The sequence below is a fragment of the Streptomyces cinereoruber genome (assembly GCF_009299385.1).
GTDB classification, from domain to species: domain Bacteria; phylum Actinomycetota; class Actinomycetes; order Streptomycetales; family Streptomycetaceae; genus Streptomyces; species Streptomyces bikiniensis.
The window spans coordinates 4,787,106-4,803,058 of the sequence record NZ_CP023693.1 but is presented as its reverse complement, the minus strand read 5'-3'; the positions used below and the strand labels follow the sequence as shown (position 1 = coordinate 4,803,058).

Annotated in this window: 14 protein-coding genes; 7 read left to right on the top strand and 7 right to left on the bottom strand. The window is 73.9% G+C overall.

The features are described from left to right. Positions 1–45: 45 nt before the first annotated feature. Positions 46–1,353, top strand: a complete 1,308-nt coding sequence (locus tag CP977_RS21810) for a carboxylate--amine ligase (RefSeq protein WP_229991397.1) — start codon at positions 46–48, stop codon at positions 1,351–1,353. Here CP977_RS21810 and CP977_RS21805 read toward each other — a convergent pair. Next, positions 1,343–1,576, bottom strand: a complete 234-nt coding sequence (locus CP977_RS21805) for a chaplin (protein WP_062752497.1) — start codon at positions 1,574–1,576, stop codon at positions 1,343–1,345. The genes CP977_RS21810 and CP977_RS21805 overlap by 11 nt on opposite strands. A 254-nt stretch (positions 1,577–1,830) precedes the next feature. Next, the gene (locus CP977_RS21800) at positions 1,831–2,241 is read right to left on the bottom strand and encodes a rodlin (protein ID WP_062752498.1); all 411 of its coding nucleotides are present in this window, start codon (positions 2,239–2,241) and stop codon (positions 1,831–1,833) included. Positions 2,242–2,460: 219 nt separating this feature from the next. Between CP977_RS21800 and CP977_RS21795 the strand changes: the two genes are divergently transcribed. After that, positions 2,461–2,859 (top strand): rodlin, encoded by a 399-nt coding sequence (locus CP977_RS21795; protein ID WP_152370675.1) that lies wholly within the window; start codon positions 2,461–2,463, stop codon positions 2,857–2,859. A gap of 67 nt (positions 2,860–2,926) precedes the next feature. On the opposite strand, the gene CP977_RS21790 is transcribed toward CP977_RS21795, so the two are convergent. Then, a complete protein-coding gene (locus CP977_RS21790) occupies positions 2,927–3,100 on the bottom strand; it encodes a hypothetical protein (protein ID WP_229991398.1) in 174 nt (57 codons plus the stop codon). Between the two features lie 269 nt (positions 3,101–3,369). On the opposite strand from CP977_RS21790, the gene CP977_RS21785 reads away from it, so the two are divergent. Continuing rightward, positions 3,370–3,777 (top strand): rodlin, encoded by a 408-nt coding sequence (locus CP977_RS21785; protein ID WP_183953225.1) that lies wholly within the window; start codon positions 3,370–3,372, stop codon positions 3,775–3,777. Between the two features lie 79 nt (positions 3,778–3,856). Here CP977_RS21785 and CP977_RS21780 read toward each other — a convergent pair whose 3' ends face one another. The 4 genes from CP977_RS21780 to mca form a co-directional block, all read right to left on the bottom strand. Continuing rightward, a complete protein-coding gene (locus tag CP977_RS21780) occupies positions 3,857–5,875 on the bottom strand; it encodes a thioredoxin domain-containing protein (protein ID WP_062752500.1) in 2,019 nt (672 codons plus the stop codon). Positions 5,876–5,996: 121 nt separating this feature from the next. Continuing rightward, positions 5,997–8,240 carry an FG-GAP repeat domain-containing protein gene (locus CP977_RS21775; RefSeq protein WP_062752501.1) on the bottom strand — a complete coding sequence of 748 codons (2,244 nt, stop codon included), beginning with the start codon at positions 8,238–8,240 and terminating at the stop codon, positions 5,997–5,999. Between the two features lie 347 nt (positions 8,241–8,587). Continuing rightward, complete coding sequence (locus tag CP977_RS21770) at positions 8,588–8,824, bottom strand: hypothetical protein (RefSeq protein WP_062752502.1); 237 nt, start codon at positions 8,822–8,824, stop codon at positions 8,588–8,590. Beyond that, complete coding sequence (gene mca, locus CP977_RS21765; protein WP_062752503.1) at positions 8,817–9,698, bottom strand: mycothiol conjugate amidase Mca; 882 nt, start codon at positions 9,696–9,698, stop codon at positions 8,817–8,819. Before mca ends, CP977_RS21770 begins: the two co-directional genes overlap by 8 nt. 99 nt (positions 9,699–9,797) lie before the next feature. On the opposite strand from mca, the gene CP977_RS21760 reads away from it, so the two are divergent. The 4 genes from CP977_RS21760 (at position 9,798) to CP977_RS21745 (ending at position 15,925) form a co-directional block, all read left to right on the top strand. Continuing rightward, positions 9,798–10,199: a DUF4307 domain-containing protein gene (locus CP977_RS21760; RefSeq protein WP_062752504.1), complete on the top strand. Its 402-nt coding sequence runs from the start codon at positions 9,798–9,800 to the stop codon at positions 10,197–10,199. 189 nt (positions 10,200–10,388) lie between these two features. Next, complete coding sequence (greA, locus tag CP977_RS21755; protein ID WP_062752505.1) at positions 10,389–10,886, top strand: transcription elongation factor GreA; 498 nt, start codon at positions 10,389–10,391, stop codon at positions 10,884–10,886. 111 nt (positions 10,887–10,997) lie between these two features. Continuing rightward, positions 10,998–13,577, top strand: a complete 2,580-nt coding sequence (locus tag CP977_RS21750; protein WP_152370674.1) for a protein kinase domain-containing protein — start codon at positions 10,998–11,000, stop codon at positions 13,575–13,577. Positions 13,578–13,582: 5 nt separating this feature from the next. Further along, on the top strand, positions 13,583–15,925 hold the full coding sequence (locus tag CP977_RS21745; RefSeq protein ID WP_152370673.1) for a serine/threonine-protein kinase: 2,343 nt from the start codon (positions 13,583–13,585) through the stop codon (positions 15,923–15,925). Positions 15,926–15,953 lie beyond the last annotated feature (28 nt).

The window sequence follows — 15,953 nt, the reverse complement described above, 5'->3', positions numbered from 1 at the left end:
GAGGATTTGATCGCCCGGTTGGTGCACCGAGACGAAGGGCATGCCGTGCCGAGTTTTGACACCCGCGTCCCGGCCGTCCTCGTACGGCTCGACCGGAACCCCTTTCACCACGGCACCCTCGGGGCGGTCCGCTCCCTGGGCCGGGCGGGAATTCCGGTCCACGCCGTCGTCGAATCGCGGACCAGCCCGGTGGCCCGCTCCCGCCACCTCCGGTCGGCCCGCCCCGGCCCCGCCGACGCCTCCTCCGCCGAACTGGCCGACTTCCTCCTCCGGGTCGGGGACGAGGTCTCCGGCGGGGCCCCGGCCCCCCTGCTCGCCGTCCCGCTGGACGACGTCACCGCGCTCGCCCTGGCCCGCCGCCGCGCCGAACTCGCCCCGCGCTTCCTGCTGCCCGAGCAGACCGAGGCGCAGCTGCTCCGGGTCGCCGACAAGGCGGCGCTCGCCGAGACCTGCGCGGCCCTGGGCCTCCCCCACCCCCGTACCGCGCTCCCCACCGGCGCCGACGAGGCCGCCGCCATGGCCCGGGCGCTGGGGCTCCCGGTGGTCGCCAAGTGGAGCCGGCCGTGGCTGCTGCCGGCCGGCGCGGGGCTGCGCAGCACGTCGATCCTGCGCTCGCCCGCCGAGGTCCGGGAGCTGTACGCCCGCTCCCCGGAGGCCGGCAGCCGGCTGCTGCTCCAGGAGCTCCTTCCCGAGGGCCGGGACCTGGACTGGTTCTTCCAGGGGTACGTGGACTCGGCCGGCCGCTGCCCGACCGGGGCGACCGGGCGCAAGGAGCGCGCCTGGCCCACCGGGGCCGGGCTCACCGCCGCGGGCCGCTGGACCGTGAACCCGGCCGTGGACCGCGCGGCCCGGACCCTGCTGGACGCGCTCGGCTACCGGGGCGTGTGCGACCTGGACTTCCGGCTCGACCGGACGACCGGCGCGTACCACCTGCTCGACTTCAACCCCCGGCCGGGCGCGCAGTTCCGGCTCTTCACCGACCAGGACGGCCTGGACGCGGTCCGGGCCCTTCACCTGGACCTCACCGGGCGTCCCGTACCACCGCCCTCCCCCGCGTACGGGCGCCGGTTCGTGGTCGAGAACTACGCGCTGCTCTCGCTGCTCGCCGTCCCGCGCCGGAGGTACGCGGCCGAGACCGGCGGGGCGCGGCGGCGGACCGAGTGGGCGTGGTGCGCGGCCGACGACCCGCTGCCCGCGCTCGCGATGGGCCGCGCCTGGCTCGTACACCTGCTGCGCAAGGCCCTGGCGGTGGCGCGCCGGCGGCGGTCACGCGCAAGGGCCGGTCCCGGGGAGCGGGTGCTCCCCGGGACCGGCCCCGCGTCTGTCCGCGTACCGCGTCGGGTCAGTCGTTGACGCAGACGTTGCCGAAGGCCGGGTTCAGCAGCGCGATGACGTTCACGCTGTTGCCGCAGACGTTGACGGGGATGTGGACCGGAACCTGGATGACGTTGCCGGACAGGACGCCGGGCGAGCCGACGGCCGCACCCTCCGCGTCGGCGTCCGCGAAGGCGGGCGACGCCGCACCCATGGCCATGATGATTCCGGCGACGACGGCCGCAGCCTTCTTACAGTTCATTTCGTCTGGATCCTTTCCTCGGCGGAAGAATTCTCACGGATCTCGTGATGCCCGGGGAGGGGAGTTCCCCGGCCTCCGCTGTACCCAACACAACGAACATCCCGCGCGAAGGAAACCGGAATAACGCGGGAGGTGTTCTTTTCACCCCGTTGCCCGCACGGAATCGCCCGCACGGAACAGGCGGAAGACCACATGCGACAGGGCCGGCGGAGAACGTCGCCGTTCTCCGCCGGCCCTGTCGTGCACGCCGACGATCAGTTGTTGCCGATGCCGTTCCCGGAGAGGACCGGGATGTCGTCCACCAGGTGCGAGAGCGCCTCGTCGCCCTTGGCCTGGGTGGAGTTCTCCGCGCACTGCTGGTTCTGCGGGGAGGACAGCACGTTGACGTCCTGGACGGTGATCGGGACGACACCGACGAGGGAGCCGAGGTTGCCCTTGACCGGAACGCCGAGGCAGAGCTTGTTCAGGGAGCCCTGGACCAGGGTCAGCTGCGGGCTCTGGTCGCCCGCGGTCTCCGAGTTGCCGAACGCCGAGGTGGCACCGTTGCCGCTGAGCGAGGTGGTGCCGGTGTCGTTGCTGATGGCGAGCGCCGGGGAGGCCGCCGCGGCAGAAGCGCCGACGACGGAGGCCGCAACAGCCGCAGCCGCCACAATCTTCTTGATCACGGTGATTCCGTTCCTGTTCCCACCAATCGACCTGATTGATGCGACCGGCTCAACTGGCTTCGGAGGGTTAGGTTCCGGCGCTTCACCCGTTCGTAGGGAGCCGCTCTTCGCGCTGCCGCGCGCGCTCCGCCATGAGGGTGACACGGCGGAACCCACGGGGCCGGGCCCCTGTTGATCAGGTCGCTCCCTGCACGGAGCCGGTTCTAGAAGGGAACTCCCGTGATCAAGAAGGTTATGGCCACCGCGGCCGCGGCCGTCTCCATCGCCGCCGTGGCCTCCCCGGCGCTGGCCATCAGCAACGACACCGGTACCACCTCGTTCAGCGGCAACGGTGCCACCCAGGCGTTCGGCAACTCCGCCACCTACGGCAACATGAGCCCCCAGATGGCTCTGATCCAGGGCTCCCTGAACAAGCCCTGCATCGGCCTGCCCGCCAAGCTCAACGCCGGTTCGCTGATCGGCCTCGTCCCGATCACCGTCCAGGACATCAACGTGCTGTCCTCCCCGCAGAACCAGCAGTGCGTCGAGAACTCCACCCAGGCCAAGGGCGACGAGCCGCTGTCGCACCTCCTGGAGGACATCCCGATCCTGTCGGGCAACGGCGTCGGCAACAACTGACGTTCCCGGTCCACGCGTCAGGGGCCGCTCCCCCGGGAGCAGCCCCTTTCGTCGTGTCCCCCGTCGTTCAGCGCGGCCAGACGGGGGCGGCCATCAGGCGCTCCCACTCCCGGTCCGGCATGCCCGGTACCGCGCGACCCGCCTGCGTCCACTGCGCCACCAGGGCGGAGTAGACCGGGAACGGGGTGCGGTCGGCGGGGGCCGGGTCGCTCACGTACCGGCTCTTCGGAATGAATGCCATTCGTTCCCATTTCCCGGGATCCGGCGCCATCTTCGCCCCTTCCGCTGGTATTTCCGCATCATTGCACAAGGGACACGGGAGAGTTGTTCACCCTCCCCGCGCCGCGTCACGCACTTCTGTGCGAACGGCTCGAAATGCGGTGCGGGGCAAAGCATTTCGCTCATCTGCCCGTAGTCCGTCCGGTGGACTTTCCGGAACCTTCCTCATTCCCACCGGTTGGTCAGCACGGCTCGGCAATCGGCGAGCCAGTATCCGAAAGGCCTGAACTGATGAAGAAGCTGTTCGCTACGGCTGCTGTGGCCGCGACGGTCCTCGGCGCGACGGCGACGGGTGCCGGGCAGGCGCTCGCGATCGCCGACGACACCGGCACCACCTCGCTCAGCGGCAACGGTGCCAGCCAGGTGTACGGCAACTCCGCCACCCACGGCGACATGAGCCCGCAGCTGGCGCTGGTCCAGGGTTCCCTGAACAAGCCGTGCGTGGGTCTGCCCGCGAAGGTCAACGCCGGTTCGCTGATCGGCCTCGTCCCGATCACCGTCCAGGACATCAACGTGCTGTCCTCCCCGCAGAACCAGCAGTGCGTCGAGAACTCCACCCAGGCCAAGGGCGACGAGGCGCTGTCGCACATCCTCAGCGACATCCCGGTCCTGTCGGGCAACGGCGCCGGCAACGGCTGAGCGGCCGGCTACGGCCACGGCGCGGCCCCGCCGCCCCTCTTCGGAGGGGTGGCGGGGCCGTCCCCGTTCCGGGCCCTTCTCAGAGCTTCCGGCGCAGCTCGTCCGGGCCGGTGACCGGCGCGTCGCAGGTGAAGCGGCGGCAGACGTACGCGGCGGGCCGCCCGTCCACCAGCGGCCGGCCCTCCAGGAGCGGGAACTCCCCGCCGCCGGGGGCGCCGGCGGCGAGGACCGCGCCGGGGGCGGTGGCCAGGAGCGCGGTACGGCGCAGCTCGCGGAAGGCCCCGTCGCCGGGGTCGCCCACGACGGCGACCTCCCGGGGGCCGTCGAGGAGCGCTTCGGCGACCGCCAGGCCCCAGCCGATGAAGCGGGGCGCGCGCGGGCCGAGGGCCTTGACGACGCCGAGGGCGCCTTCGGCGGCGGCCCGGTGGGCCTCGGAGCCGGTGTGGGCCGCGTACGAGAGCAGGGCTCCGGCGGCGGCGGTCCAGCCGGACGGGGTGGCGTTGTCGGTGGGGTCCTGGGGGCGCCGGATCAGGGTCTCGGCGTCGTGGGCCGTGTCGTACAGCGCGCCGCCCTCGGCGGTGAAGCGGTCGAGGACGAGGTCCAGGAGGAAGCCGGCGAACTCCAGCCAGGCGCCCTCGCCGGTGACGGCCGCGAGGGCGAGGAAGCCCTCGGCGACGTCGGCGTAGTCCTCCAGGACGCCCGCGTTGGTGCCGGGCCGGCCGTCCTTGGACGTACGGGTGAGGCGGGCGCCCTCGTCCATGTGGACGCGGACGAGCAGGTCGGCGGCCTCGGTGGCGCGCTCGACCAGGTCGGGGCGGTCGAAGAGGGCGCCGGTCTCGGCGAGCGCGGCGATCGCGAGGCCGTTCCAGGCGGCGACGACCTTGTCGTCCCGGCCCGGGCGGGGGCGCTCGTCGCGGGCGGCGCGGAGCCGGTCCGCGATCGAGGCGATCCGCCCGGCGTCGGCCACGCCCGCGTCCTGCGGAAGCTGGAGGACGGAGCTGCCCTCCTCGAAGGTGCCGTCCTCGGTGACGCCGTAGTGGGCGGCGGCGACGGCCGCGTCCTCGGGGCCGAGGACGGCGGCGAGCTGCTCGGGCGTCCAGACGTAGTAGGCACCCTCGACGTGCTTTCCGGTGCCGTCGTCGGAGTCGGCGTCGAGCGCGGAGGCGAAACCGCCCTCGGGGGTCCGCAGTTCCCGTACCAGGAAGTCGGCGGTCTCCAGGGCGATCCGGCGGGCCAGGTCGCTGCCGGTGGCCTTCCAGAGGTGCGCGTACACCCGGCAGAGCAGGGCGTTGTCGTACAGCATCTTCTCGAAGTGCGGGACCGTCCAGGTGCGGTCGACGGCGTAACGGGCGAAGCCGCCGCCGAGCTGGTCGTAGATGCCGCCGCGGGCCATGGCCTCGCAGGTGTCGGAGGCCATCTGGAGGGCGCCCTCGGAGCCCGTGCGGGCGTGGTGGCGGAGCAGGAACTCCAGCACCATCGACGGCGGGAACTTGGGCGCGCCGCCGAAGCCGCCGCGGGTGGCGTCGTACTCGCGGGTGAGGCCGAGGAGGGCCTGCGCGAGGTCCTCCTCGCCGGGGACGCCGTCGCCGCCGTACGCGAGGGAGCGGCCGGCGAGCTCCTTCACGATCCGGTCCGCGACCTCGTCCACCTCCCCGCGCCGCCCGGCCCAGGCGTCCCGGACACCGGCCAGGACCTCGCCGAAGGAGGGCATGCCGTGGCGGGGCTCGGGCGGGAAGTACGTACCGAAGTAGAACGGCGCGGCGTCCGGCGTGAGGAACACGGTCATCGGCCACCCACCCTGCCCGGTGGCGGCCTGCACGGCCTCCATGTAGACGGCGTCGACGTCGGGCCGCTCCTCGCGGTCGACCTTGACGGCCACGAAGTTCTCGTTGACCAGCGCGGCGGTGGCCTCGTCCTCGAAGGACTCGTGGGCCATGACGTGGCACCAGTGACACGCGGAGTAACCGACCGACAGCAGCACGGGCACGTCGCGCCGCCGCGCCTCCTCGAAGGCCTCGGGGCCCCACGGCCACCAGTCGACCGGGTTGTCAGCGTGCTGCAGCAGATACGGGGAGGTCACACCAGCCAGCCGGTTCATGCGGTCCAGCCTCTCACAGCGGTTGGCGTGACCGGCGGTGTCCGGCGTGGGCGTTCGTGGGACGAGGGGCGCTCCGGTACCGGGGCGGTACCGGAGCGGTTCCCTCCCTGGGGCGTGCGGGTCAGGCGATGTTGGTGAACTTGGTGCCCTCGCCGGTGTACAGGGGCGTCGTCTGGCGGGTGAACGCCGAACTCCACGAGCCCGTCGAGCGGTAGACGTACGTGCCGCCCGCTCCGTACGCGATCAGGTCGGGGCGGCCGTCGTTGTCGAGGTCGCCCGCGCCGACGAGCTGGGAGAAGGCGTTCCAGCCGCCGCCGACGCGGATGCGGGGGGCGAAGGTGCCGTCGCCCTTGCCGAGGTAAAGCCAGAGGACGCCGTCCTTGTCGCGGGCGACGAGGTCGCCGGCGGACGCGCCCGCGATGTTCCCGGTGGCGGTGATCTGGTTGTAGGTGCCCCAGCCGGTGCCGACCCGGACGCGGGACGCGAAGGGCGCGGACCAGTTGCCGGTGCCCTTGTAGAGCCACAGGACGCCGGCGGTGTCGGTGGCGAGGAGGTCGGACCGGCCGTCGCCGTTCAGGTCGCTGCCACCGGTGATCTTGTTGTAGGCGCCCCAGCCGCCGCCGACCCGGACGCGGGAGGTGAAGGTGCCGTCGCCCTTGCCGAGGTAGCTCCAGAGGACGCCCGAGCCGTCGAGGCCGACCAGGTCGCCGTGGGCGGCGCCGCCGGTGTTACCGACGGCCTCGATCTGCTTGTACGTGTTCCAGCCGGCACCGATCCGGCTCCGCTGGGCCGCCTTGACCTGGCCGTCCAGCGGCCGGTCCCGCAGGTCGTCGCGCCACAGCACACCGGCGGCGTCCCGGGCGAGGACGTCGGTGGAGCCGTTGTCCGTGAAGTCGTGCGGGTTGGGCGTCCGGCTGAGTTCCGTGCGCCGGGTGTCCCGGACGGTCTCGCCGATGGCGTCGACCTGCCTGGCCTCCATCGCGACCGTGTACGCGCCGTTCGGCGCGTCGTCCGAGTAGGGCGCGTTCGGTCCGAAGACCTCGCCGGCCCAGTCGAAGGAGAAGCGGGAGGTGCCGTCCGTGACGGGTGCGAGGTACTGGCGGAAGACCTTGCCCGTCGCGATGTGGGTGAGCGTCACGTCCATGGTGGCGTCGGGGCGCGACAGCGTCCATCCCAGCGCCACCTTGCCGCCGCTCTTGTCGAGGTTCACCGTCGCGGGGACGTGGGACCGCACGACGGCCAGCGGGACGCCGACCTCCATGTCCGCGATCTTGGTGACGGTCAGGTCGCCGTCGTCCGCGGTCGCCAGCCGGAACAGGCCGCGGGTGCCGTCGGGCCGTTCGCCGCTGACCACCGCGGTGCCGTCGCCCGCGGCCGCCAGGCCGGTCGTACCGGACGCGTTGCTGACGGGGCGGCTGTCGCCGGAGGACAGGGAGTAGGCCCTGACGCCCGCCCACGGGTTCCCGTGGACGAGCCAGTCGCCCGCGAGCGCGGTGAGGTCGGTCTGCGCGGAACTGAGGGTCTTCTCGGTCCGCTCCGGGTTCTGGCCGCGCGAGACCGCCGTGAGGGTGATCGCGGTGCCCTCGCGCTCGTACCAGCCCACGTACGACTCGGAGAACAGCAGGTGGCTGAAGTCGATGCCGCCCTCGTCGGCGCCGTACGTGAGGACGACGGACCCGGAGGCGATGTCGATGACGGACCGGCCACCGGCCACCGGGTCGCTCTTGCTGGCCATGTGGCCGACGAACACCTGCCCGTTCACGATCGGCGCGTCGCTCCAGAAGTGCTGGGCGTGGGCGGGCAGACCGGTCACCGGCCGGGTGTCGAGCGCGGCGCCGTTCCGGGTCACCACGAGCAACTCCGCCTCCCCGTCGCCCTTCCGCACCTGCGCGAGGACACTCGTCGGGCCGAGGACGGTCACGTAGGAGGCGTTCAGGGAGGAAAGGTCGAAGGTCACGCCCGGGGCGGCCGGAGCGGCCATGTTCCGCAGGGTGACCACGCGCATGTCGCGGGCGGACGGCGCGTCGCCGATGGCCAGTACGTCGCCGCCGGCCGAGGCCCACCCGCCACCGGCCGGCACCGTGACCGGGGTCGGTGTCCCACCGCCGTACGGGGTCCAGAGCAGTGTCGGGGCGCCGGCACCGGACGTGAACCGGTCCTGCGTGAGGAAGCCCGAGGGCCCTGTGGCCAGGACCTCGGCGCCCGTCGGAAAGACGGGCAGGGCACCGGTCTCGGTGGCCTCCTGGGCGGCGGGGGCCGCGAAGGCCGCCGGCGCCGTCGCCAGGCTGCCGGCGCCGAGGGCCGTGACGGTGAGGACTGCCGTGACGGCCGAGGCGAGACGGGGACGGGTGGTGCGGAATCGCAAGGTCAACTCCCACGAGAACAGCGGGCACGGGGGTGCCGCGCATGATCGGACTCGTGGGTGGGGGGAATGGTTGTGCGAGGTCGCGGTTTCCTTCTGGGCACATCCGATTCCTCCTGGGCGCACCCGAGCGGATACCGGCTGTGATCACCGTTCGGTGCGGGGGAAGGCAGTGCGGGGCCCGTGATCATCAGGGGGGTGCGAGTACCGCCCGCCACCGGGTTCGCGGGTTCACTGTCACCGGCGGCACGGGTACGTCGCGGCGCGAAAGCGCAGGGCGAGCGCTCGGACGCGCGGGCGCCCTCCGGGGCGTACCGCTGGAGTACGGCCCGGAGGGCGGGGCGTGTCGGCTACTTCTTGGGGGCCTCGGTCGGTGTCGCCGGTGCCGTCGCCGGGTCCGGGGCCTCCTCGAAGGAGACCCGGCCCATGTGGCGGTTCATCGACTTCATCAGCATCCAGACCGCCAGGGCCATGACCGCGAAGACGACGAAGCCGAGGACGCCGGGGGTCACCTTGTTCTTGTCCAGCTCTTCGGCGGCGAAGGGGACAAGCTGGGTCAGTGCCAGGTGTGCGCTCATGTCAGGCATTGTCGCGGATGCCCGCGAAGAGATCTTCCTCGGGGAGGGAGGTCGGCACCAGCGCCTTGCTGAGCTCGTACTCCTCCGTCGGCCAGACCTTCTTCTGGATCTCCATGGGGACGCGGAACCAGCCGCCGTCGGGGTCGATCTGGGTGGCGTGGGCGATCAGCGCCCGGTCCCGGGTCTCGAAGAAGTCGGCGCAGGGCACGAAGGTGGTCAGGGTCCGCTCCTTGCGCTCGAACTCCTTCCAGCGCTCCAGCCACTCCCCGTAGGGGGACTCCAGGCCCTGGTCGAGGAGCGCCTGGTGCAGGGCCTCGGTGCGGGGCCGGTTGAAGCCCTGGTTGTAGTAGAGCTTCAGGGGCTGCCAGACCGGGCCGAACTCGTCCTCGGGGAACGCCTCGGGGTCGCCCGCGCCGTCGAAGGCCACCATCGTGATCTTGTGGGTCATGATGTGGTCGGGGTGCGGGTAGCCGCCGTTCTCGTCGTAGGTCGTGACGACCTGCGGACGGAAGGAGCGGATGCTGCGGACCAGCCGGCCGGCCGCCTCGTCCACGTCCTGGAGGGCGAAGCAGCCCTCGGGGAGCGGGGGCAGCGGGTCGCCCTCGGGCAGGCCCGAGTCGACGAAGCCCAGCCACTCCTGGGAGACGCCGAGGATCTCGCGGGCCCGGTCCATCTCCTTGCGGCGCACCTCGTGGATGTTCGCCTCGATCTCGGGGTCGCCCTGGAGTTTGGGGTTGAGGACCGAGCCGCGCTCGCCGCCCGTGCACGTCACCACCAGGACGTCCACCCCCTCGGACACGTACTTGGCCATCGTGGCCGCACCCTTGCTGGACTCGTCGTCGGGGTGGGCGTGCACGGCCATCAGTCGCAGCTGGTCAGTCAAGACTCGATCCTCAGTGATTGGTCGTGGAGGGGGGTCTCTATAGTGACGGAATCGGGGGGCCGAAAATTCCGCCACCCCCCGGCTTCGAGAGGATCGATCATGAGCGCGGTGCGAGAGCAGCTTCCCGAGGGGCGCTACGGGCGCTCCGCGGACGAGCGGGCCGACCGCAAGCTCAGGATCGTCGGGTCGGTCCTCGGGGTCCTCTTCCTCGGTCTCCTCGGCTGGTTCGGCTGGTACTACGTGGTCGACAGCAGGATCAGCGCCGAGCTGATCAAGTTCGACGTGGTGAGCGCCACCGAGGTCCAGGTGCACCTGGAGGTCCGCAAGGACGAGGGCGTCGAGGGCGTCTGCACGCTGCGCTCCCGCTCCGAGGACGGGACCGAGGTGGCCCGCAAGGACGTGCGGATCGACGATCCCGCCGCCCGGGTCGACCAGGTCTTCTCCCTCCGCACCACCGCCCACGCGACGAGCGCCGAACTGATCGGGTGTACGACCCGGTAGCGGTGGGTAGGGAGCCGGTGACGAGTCCCGGCGGGTCACCACCGTGACCTGGGGTGACGCCATTCCGTGGTTTATGTCCTCCCGCTTTTCGCCACTCATTGTTAGGCTCGTGGTTTCGCCCACCCGGGACAGCACAGCATTCCCGTGTAGGGCGATGCTTTGTATTCCCAGTACCTACGAGGAGCACCTGTGACCCAGACCAGCGACAACGTCACCTGGCTCACCCAGGAGGCGTACAACAAGCTCAAGGACGAGCTTGAGTACCTGTCTGGTCCCGCGCGTACCGAGATCGCCGCCAAGATCGCCGCCGCGCGCGAAGAGGGCGATCTGCGCGAGAACGGCGGGTACCACGCGGCCAAGGAGGAGCAGGGCAAGCAGGAGCTCCGGGTCCGTCAGCTCACCCAGCTGCTCCAGCACGCCAAGGTGGGCGAGGCCCCGGCGGACGACGGCATCGTCGAGCCCGGCATGGTCGTCACGATCGCCTTCGACGGCGACGAGGACGACACCCTGACCTTCCTCCTCGCCTCCCGCGAGTACGCGAGCGGTGACATCGAGACCTACTCGCCGCAGTCCCCGCTGGGCGTCGGCCTCAACGGCAAGAAGGCCGGCGACGACGCCGAGTACGAGCTGCCGAACGGCAAGAAGGCCAAGGTGAAGATCCTCAGCGCGAAGCCGTACACCGCCTGAGACCCCCGCTTCTCCACGGAGGGCCGGACCCCGCGGGGTCCGGCCCTCCGTCGTGCGCGCGCCTCCGTACGATGAGGCCGCGCTGACGACACGTCACAGGGGGGCGACGAGATGCTGGGACCGTTGCGCGCGGACGCGCCGCGCCGGATCGGACCGTACGAAGTGCTCGCACGGCTGGGTGCGGGCGGCATGGGCGAGGTGTTCCTCGCCCGGGGCACGGGGCTCCCGGAGACCTCCCCGGGCTCGCACCCGGGCGGCGGTGGCGGGCCCGTCGCGCCCGTCCAGGGCGTCTTCGTCGCCGTCAAGACCGTGCGGCGGGACGTCGCCGGGGAGCCCGCCTTCCGGGACCGGTTCCGGCGGGAGATCAGGGTCGCCTCGCTCGTGGACAGCCCGTACGCCGCCGCGCCCGTCGGCGGGAACGCCGACGCCGGGACGCCCTGGCTGGCGACCGAGTACGTCCCCGGGCCCAGCCTCGCGCAGGCGGTGCGGCGCGGCGGGGCGCTGCCCGTCGGCACCGTGCGCGCGCTCGGCGCCGGGATCGCCCGCGCCCTGGCCGACCTGCACCGGGCCGGGGTGCTGCACCGGGACCTGAAGCCGGGGAACGTCATGCTCTCCGTCGACGGCCCCCGCCTCATCGACTTCGGCATCGCCCGCAGCAGCACCGCCACCACCATGACCGCCACCGGCGTGATGGTCGGCACCCCCTCCTTCATGTCCCCCGAGCACGTGGCCGGGGCCCGGCGCGTCACGGCCGCCTCCGACGTCTTCTGCCTCGGCTCGCTGCTCTGCTACGCGGCGACCGGCGAGGACCCCTTCGGCGACGGCCCCCTCGCGGCCGTCCTCTACCGGGTCTCGCAGGCCGAGGCCGACCTGTCCCGGGTGCCGGAGGAGCTGCGCGGGACGCTCGCCGCCTGCCTGGCCGCGGACCCGGCGGACCGGCCGTCCCCGGAGCGGCTCGCGGAGCTGCTCGGGCCGGCCCCCGCGAAGGCCTTCCCGTGGCCGGAGGGCGTGCGGGAGCACATCGGGGAGTACGGCAGGGAGCTGGCGCAGCTCGTGGCGTCGGGCGGGCCTCTCCTGGAGGCGCCGGCCGGGTTCGGTCCCGTCGTCGTGCCGGACGTCCCGGGCCTCCACTCCGTACCGACGCTCGCCCCCGGGGCCCCGCACCCCGTGTACCCGCCCACCGCGCCCGTCGGCCGCGACCGGCCGCGCCGGGGGCGGCTGCTCGCCGCCGCCCTGGCCCTGGTGGTCGCGGCCGGCGGCACCGGCGCGTACCTGCTGTGGCCGGAGGACGGCGGCGGGGGCGGCGGCGGGAAGGACAAGGCGCCCGTGAAGGCCGCCGGCCCCCGGGTGCCGGGCGTCGACGACCGGGGCCCGGCCGACGGGTCCGGGTTCGTCGCGCAGAACGCGGCCCAGCGCCCGGCCGGCTGGAAGCCCTGGCGGGCGGAGCTGGGCGCGCCGGCGTTCGGCTGCTCGGCCGGCGAGGCGGCGCTCGTCTGCCGGACGACGGACGGCCGGTACGAGGCGCTGGACCCGGCGGGCGGGAAGCGGCTGTGGGCCGCCGACCTGGTCGAGGACCCGCGCGACGACCAGAGCTTCATCGGCCCCACCGGCGGCGTCTTCGTCGCGGGCGGCACCGCCGTGCCCGCCGTCCACGGCCCGTACGCCGTCCTGCTCTCCGGCGGGCGCCTCCAGGTCCGGGACGCCCGGAGCGGCGCGGTGCGCTGGGAGAAGGAGGGCCCGTCCGGGGGCGGGCTCGCGACCCGGCCCGTCGTGGCCGACGGCACGGTCTTCGTCCCGACCGGCGACGACGCCGGCGGCCGGATGACGGCCTTCGCCCTGGCCGACGGGCGCGAGCTGTGGTCCAAGGCGCTCACCAACGCCGACCTCGCGCGGGTGGACTTCCGCGACTTCGAGCCGGTCGCCGCCGCGAACGGGCTGGTGTACGCGATGAGCGACGCCGGTTTCGTGGCGTACGACGCGAAGACCGGCGACCAGCGCGGCCAGGTGCCGCCGGAGGCCAAGGAGTGCGACGCCCTGCTCGTCCGGGGCCGGTACGCCTACTGCGCGCCGCTCGACGCGGGGAACGACGCCCCGCTCGTGCTCCACCGCCTGGACGCCGTGACGCTCGCGGCCACCGGGTCGGGGCCGCTCGCGGTGCCCGCCGGGGTCGCGGAGTCGGGCGCCTGGCCGACCGCCGTCTCCGACCGCGCCGCCGTCGTCCTCGACGCGGGCCCCGCGCGCTGGGTGGACAGGAGGGACACGGGCGCGCACGACGGGGTGTACGTCCTGGACCCGGCCACCGGCGGGCGCCTCGGCCACTACCCGATCCCTCCGCTCGCGGCGGACGGGCGGCGGCAGCTCGTCTCCCCTCCGCTGCTCACGGGGAGCGCGCTGGTGTACGCGGACTACTCGGCCCTGCGGGTGGTGCCGATCGGCGAGGACGGCAGGCCCGGGAAGGAGCGGGTCGTGCCGGTGCCGGGGGCGCCCGGCCCGCGTGCGGAGGAGGAGTACGACCGCTCGGGCGGGACCCACCTGGGCCGGGAGATCCGGCCGCCGCTGGTGCTGCCGCTGGGCGGGGTGGCCCACGTCGTGTACGACACCGGGGTCGTCGTCTCCGTCGAGCTTCCCCGCGAGGCCCTGGGCACGGCCCCTGACCGGGCGGCCGGCCCGGCCGCCGAAGAGAAGGAGTGAGTCCCTTGCTGGAAGCCCTGCCCCAGGGGCGGCCGCCCCGGTTCGTCGGCCCGTACCGGCTGCTCGCCCGGCTCGGCGCGGGCGGCATGGGCGAGGTGCACCTCGCCTGCCGCGCGGACGCGCCGACGGCCGATCCGCACCGGATGGTCGCGGTGAAGACCGTCCGGGAGGACCTGGAGGTCGACGAGGACTTCCGGACCCGGTTCCGGCGGGAGATCGCGGCGGCGCGGACCGTGGACGGGCCGGGGGTGGCGCGGCTGGTGGACGCCGGACCGGACGCGCCCTCGCCGTGGCTGGCGACCGAGTACGTGCCGGGCCCCTCGCTCGCCGAGGCCGTCGTACGGACCGGTCCGCTGCCCGTCGGGGCCGTACGGGCCCTGGGGGCGGCGCTCGCCCGGGCCCTGGCGGCCGTGCACGGCGTGAAGGTGCTGCACCGGGACCTGAAGCCGGCGAACGTGCTGCTCGGCGCGGCCGGGCCGAAGCTGATCGACTTCGGGATCGCCCAGGCCTTCGAGGCGACGGCGCTGACGTCGACCGGCCTGGTGGTGGGCTCGCCGGGGTTCATGTCGCCGGAGCACCTGGTGGGGAGCCGGGCGGTGGTGCCCGCGTCGGACGTGTTCTGCCTGGGGGCGGTGCTCGCGTTCGCGGCGAGCGGCCGGGGGCCGTTCCACGACGACGAGATGGCCGCCGTGATCTACCGGATCAGCCGGGCGGAGGCCGAACTGGACGGTGTTCCCGGGGAGTTGCGGCCCGTACTGGAGCGCTGTCTGCGGCTCGACCCGGGGGAGCGGCCCCCGGCGGCGGAGCTGGCGGTGCTCCTCGGCGGTCGCGACGGCGAAGACGGTCGCGACGGCGAAGGCGGCGGGGGCGCTCCGGGGGCCTTCCCGTGGCCGGGCGGGGTCCTCTCGCTGGTCGCGGAGTGCCGGGAGGCGGCCCGGGCGGTCGGGGAGGCGGCGGCCTCGGGCGCGGGCGTGGCGGACCTGCCGACGCTCGGTCCCGTGGTGCCGTACTCCCCCACGGCGGTGACCGGCCGGCCGGCGGTCCCGGCCGCCGCCCCGGCGGGCCGGCCGCGCCGCCGGGGCGCCCTGGTGGCGGGCGCGGTGGCGGTGGCCGTCCTGGCGACGGCGGGCGCGGTGCTCCTGAACCGGACGGGCGGGCAGGAGGCCGGCCCGGGGGCGTCCGGTGGGCCCTCCGCCGGCGCGTCGGCCGCGTCGGCGCCCCCGGGCTCGACCCCGGCTCCGGCCCCTGCCTCGCTGAGCCGGGTCGTCCTGCCGTACGGCGGCACGGGCCGGGCCGGCGACTTCGGCGCGGCCGGTACGGACCGGGCCTCCCGCCCGGCCGGCTGGTCGCCCTGGCGGGCCGAGGGGGAGCCGGACGGCGGCGCCTGCGCGCTCTCCCCGAAGGTCCTGGTCTGCCCGGGGAACGGCGGCGCGGTCACCGCCCTGGGCGCGGCGGACGGCAAGGAGCTGTGGAAGGTGCCGGGCCGGGGCGAGGGGCTGCGCAGCGCGCCGCAGTACCCGGCGGTCGTCGGCGACACGGCGTACGTGACGGGGCCCGACGGGATCGTCGCGTACGGGCTCTCGGACGGGAAGGAACGGCGGCGCGTCCCCCGGCCCGGGGACGACTGGGCCGTGAAGGGCACCGACCTGCGGGACGGGGTCCTCTACTCCACGTACGTCAACGTGCGCGACGAGCGCACCGGCCTGGTCACGGCCGTGCGCCTGCGCGACGGGAAGGAGCTGTGGCGCTCGCCGCTCGACGGCCTGCCGGAGCAGCCGGTCGCGGGGGCCGGGCGGGTGCTCGTCCCGGTGGGCGCGACGCCGGTGTCCCTGGACGCCGGCACCGGGAAGGAGACGGCGCGCGGGGCGGAGTACTGCGGCGGCTTCGTCGTCCACGAGAAGAGCGGCACCGTGCTCTGCTCCACCCGGCAGGACGGCGCCGTCGGGGTCCTCGACCCGCGGACGCTGCGGACGGTGCGGACCCTGGGCTCCGAGGTCGCGGCCGGCCCCGCGGTGAACGCCGCCGGGCTCGTCGCCGTCGTCGACGCGCAGGGCACGCTCTTCGCGTACGACCTGGCGAGCGGCCGGGAGCGGTGGCGGGTGGCGGGCACCTCCGCCGACCGCGTCCACCTGGCGGGCGACCGGGTCGTGACCACGAGCGAGGACGAGATCCGGACCTATCCGGCCGCCGGCCCCTTCCTGTCCGCCGGCGAGCGGGAGTACGCGTCCTACCGGCTCAGCCTGCCCCCCGGCTTCACCGCCGAGGTCGCCGGGGAGCCGCTGGTCGCCGGGGGCGCCGCCTTCCTGCCGCTCCCCGGCGGCCTCGTCGTCTCGGGCTACCTGCCCTGATCCGGCGCACCCGGGCCCCCTGCGGGCC

Coding starts and splice junctions, on each gene's coding strand:
- CP977_RS21805 (WP_062752497.1), bottom strand. CDS start 1,576: ATGAACTGTAAGAAGGCTGCGGCCGTCGTCGCCGGAATCATCATGGCC.
- CP977_RS21790 (WP_229991398.1), bottom strand. CDS start 3,100: ATGGCATTCATTCCGAAGAGCCGGTACGTGAGCGACCCGGCCCCCGCC.
- CP977_RS21785 (WP_183953225.1), top strand. CDS start 3,370: ATGAAGAAGCTGTTCGCTACGGCTGCTGTGGCCGCGACGGTCCTCGGC.
- CP977_RS21780 (WP_062752500.1), bottom strand. CDS start 5,875: ATGAACCGGCTGGCTGGTGTGACCTCCCCGTATCTGCTGCAGCACGCT.
- CP977_RS21770 (WP_062752502.1), bottom strand. CDS start 8,824: ATGCCTGACATGAGCGCACACCTGGCACTGACCCAGCTTGTCCCCTTC.
- CP977_RS21760 (WP_062752504.1), top strand. CDS start 9,798: ATGAGCGCGGTGCGAGAGCAGCTTCCCGAGGGGCGCTACGGGCGCTCC.
- CP977_RS21750 (WP_152370674.1), top strand. CDS start 10,998: ATGCTGGGACCGTTGCGCGCGGACGCGCCGCGCCGGATCGGACCGTAC.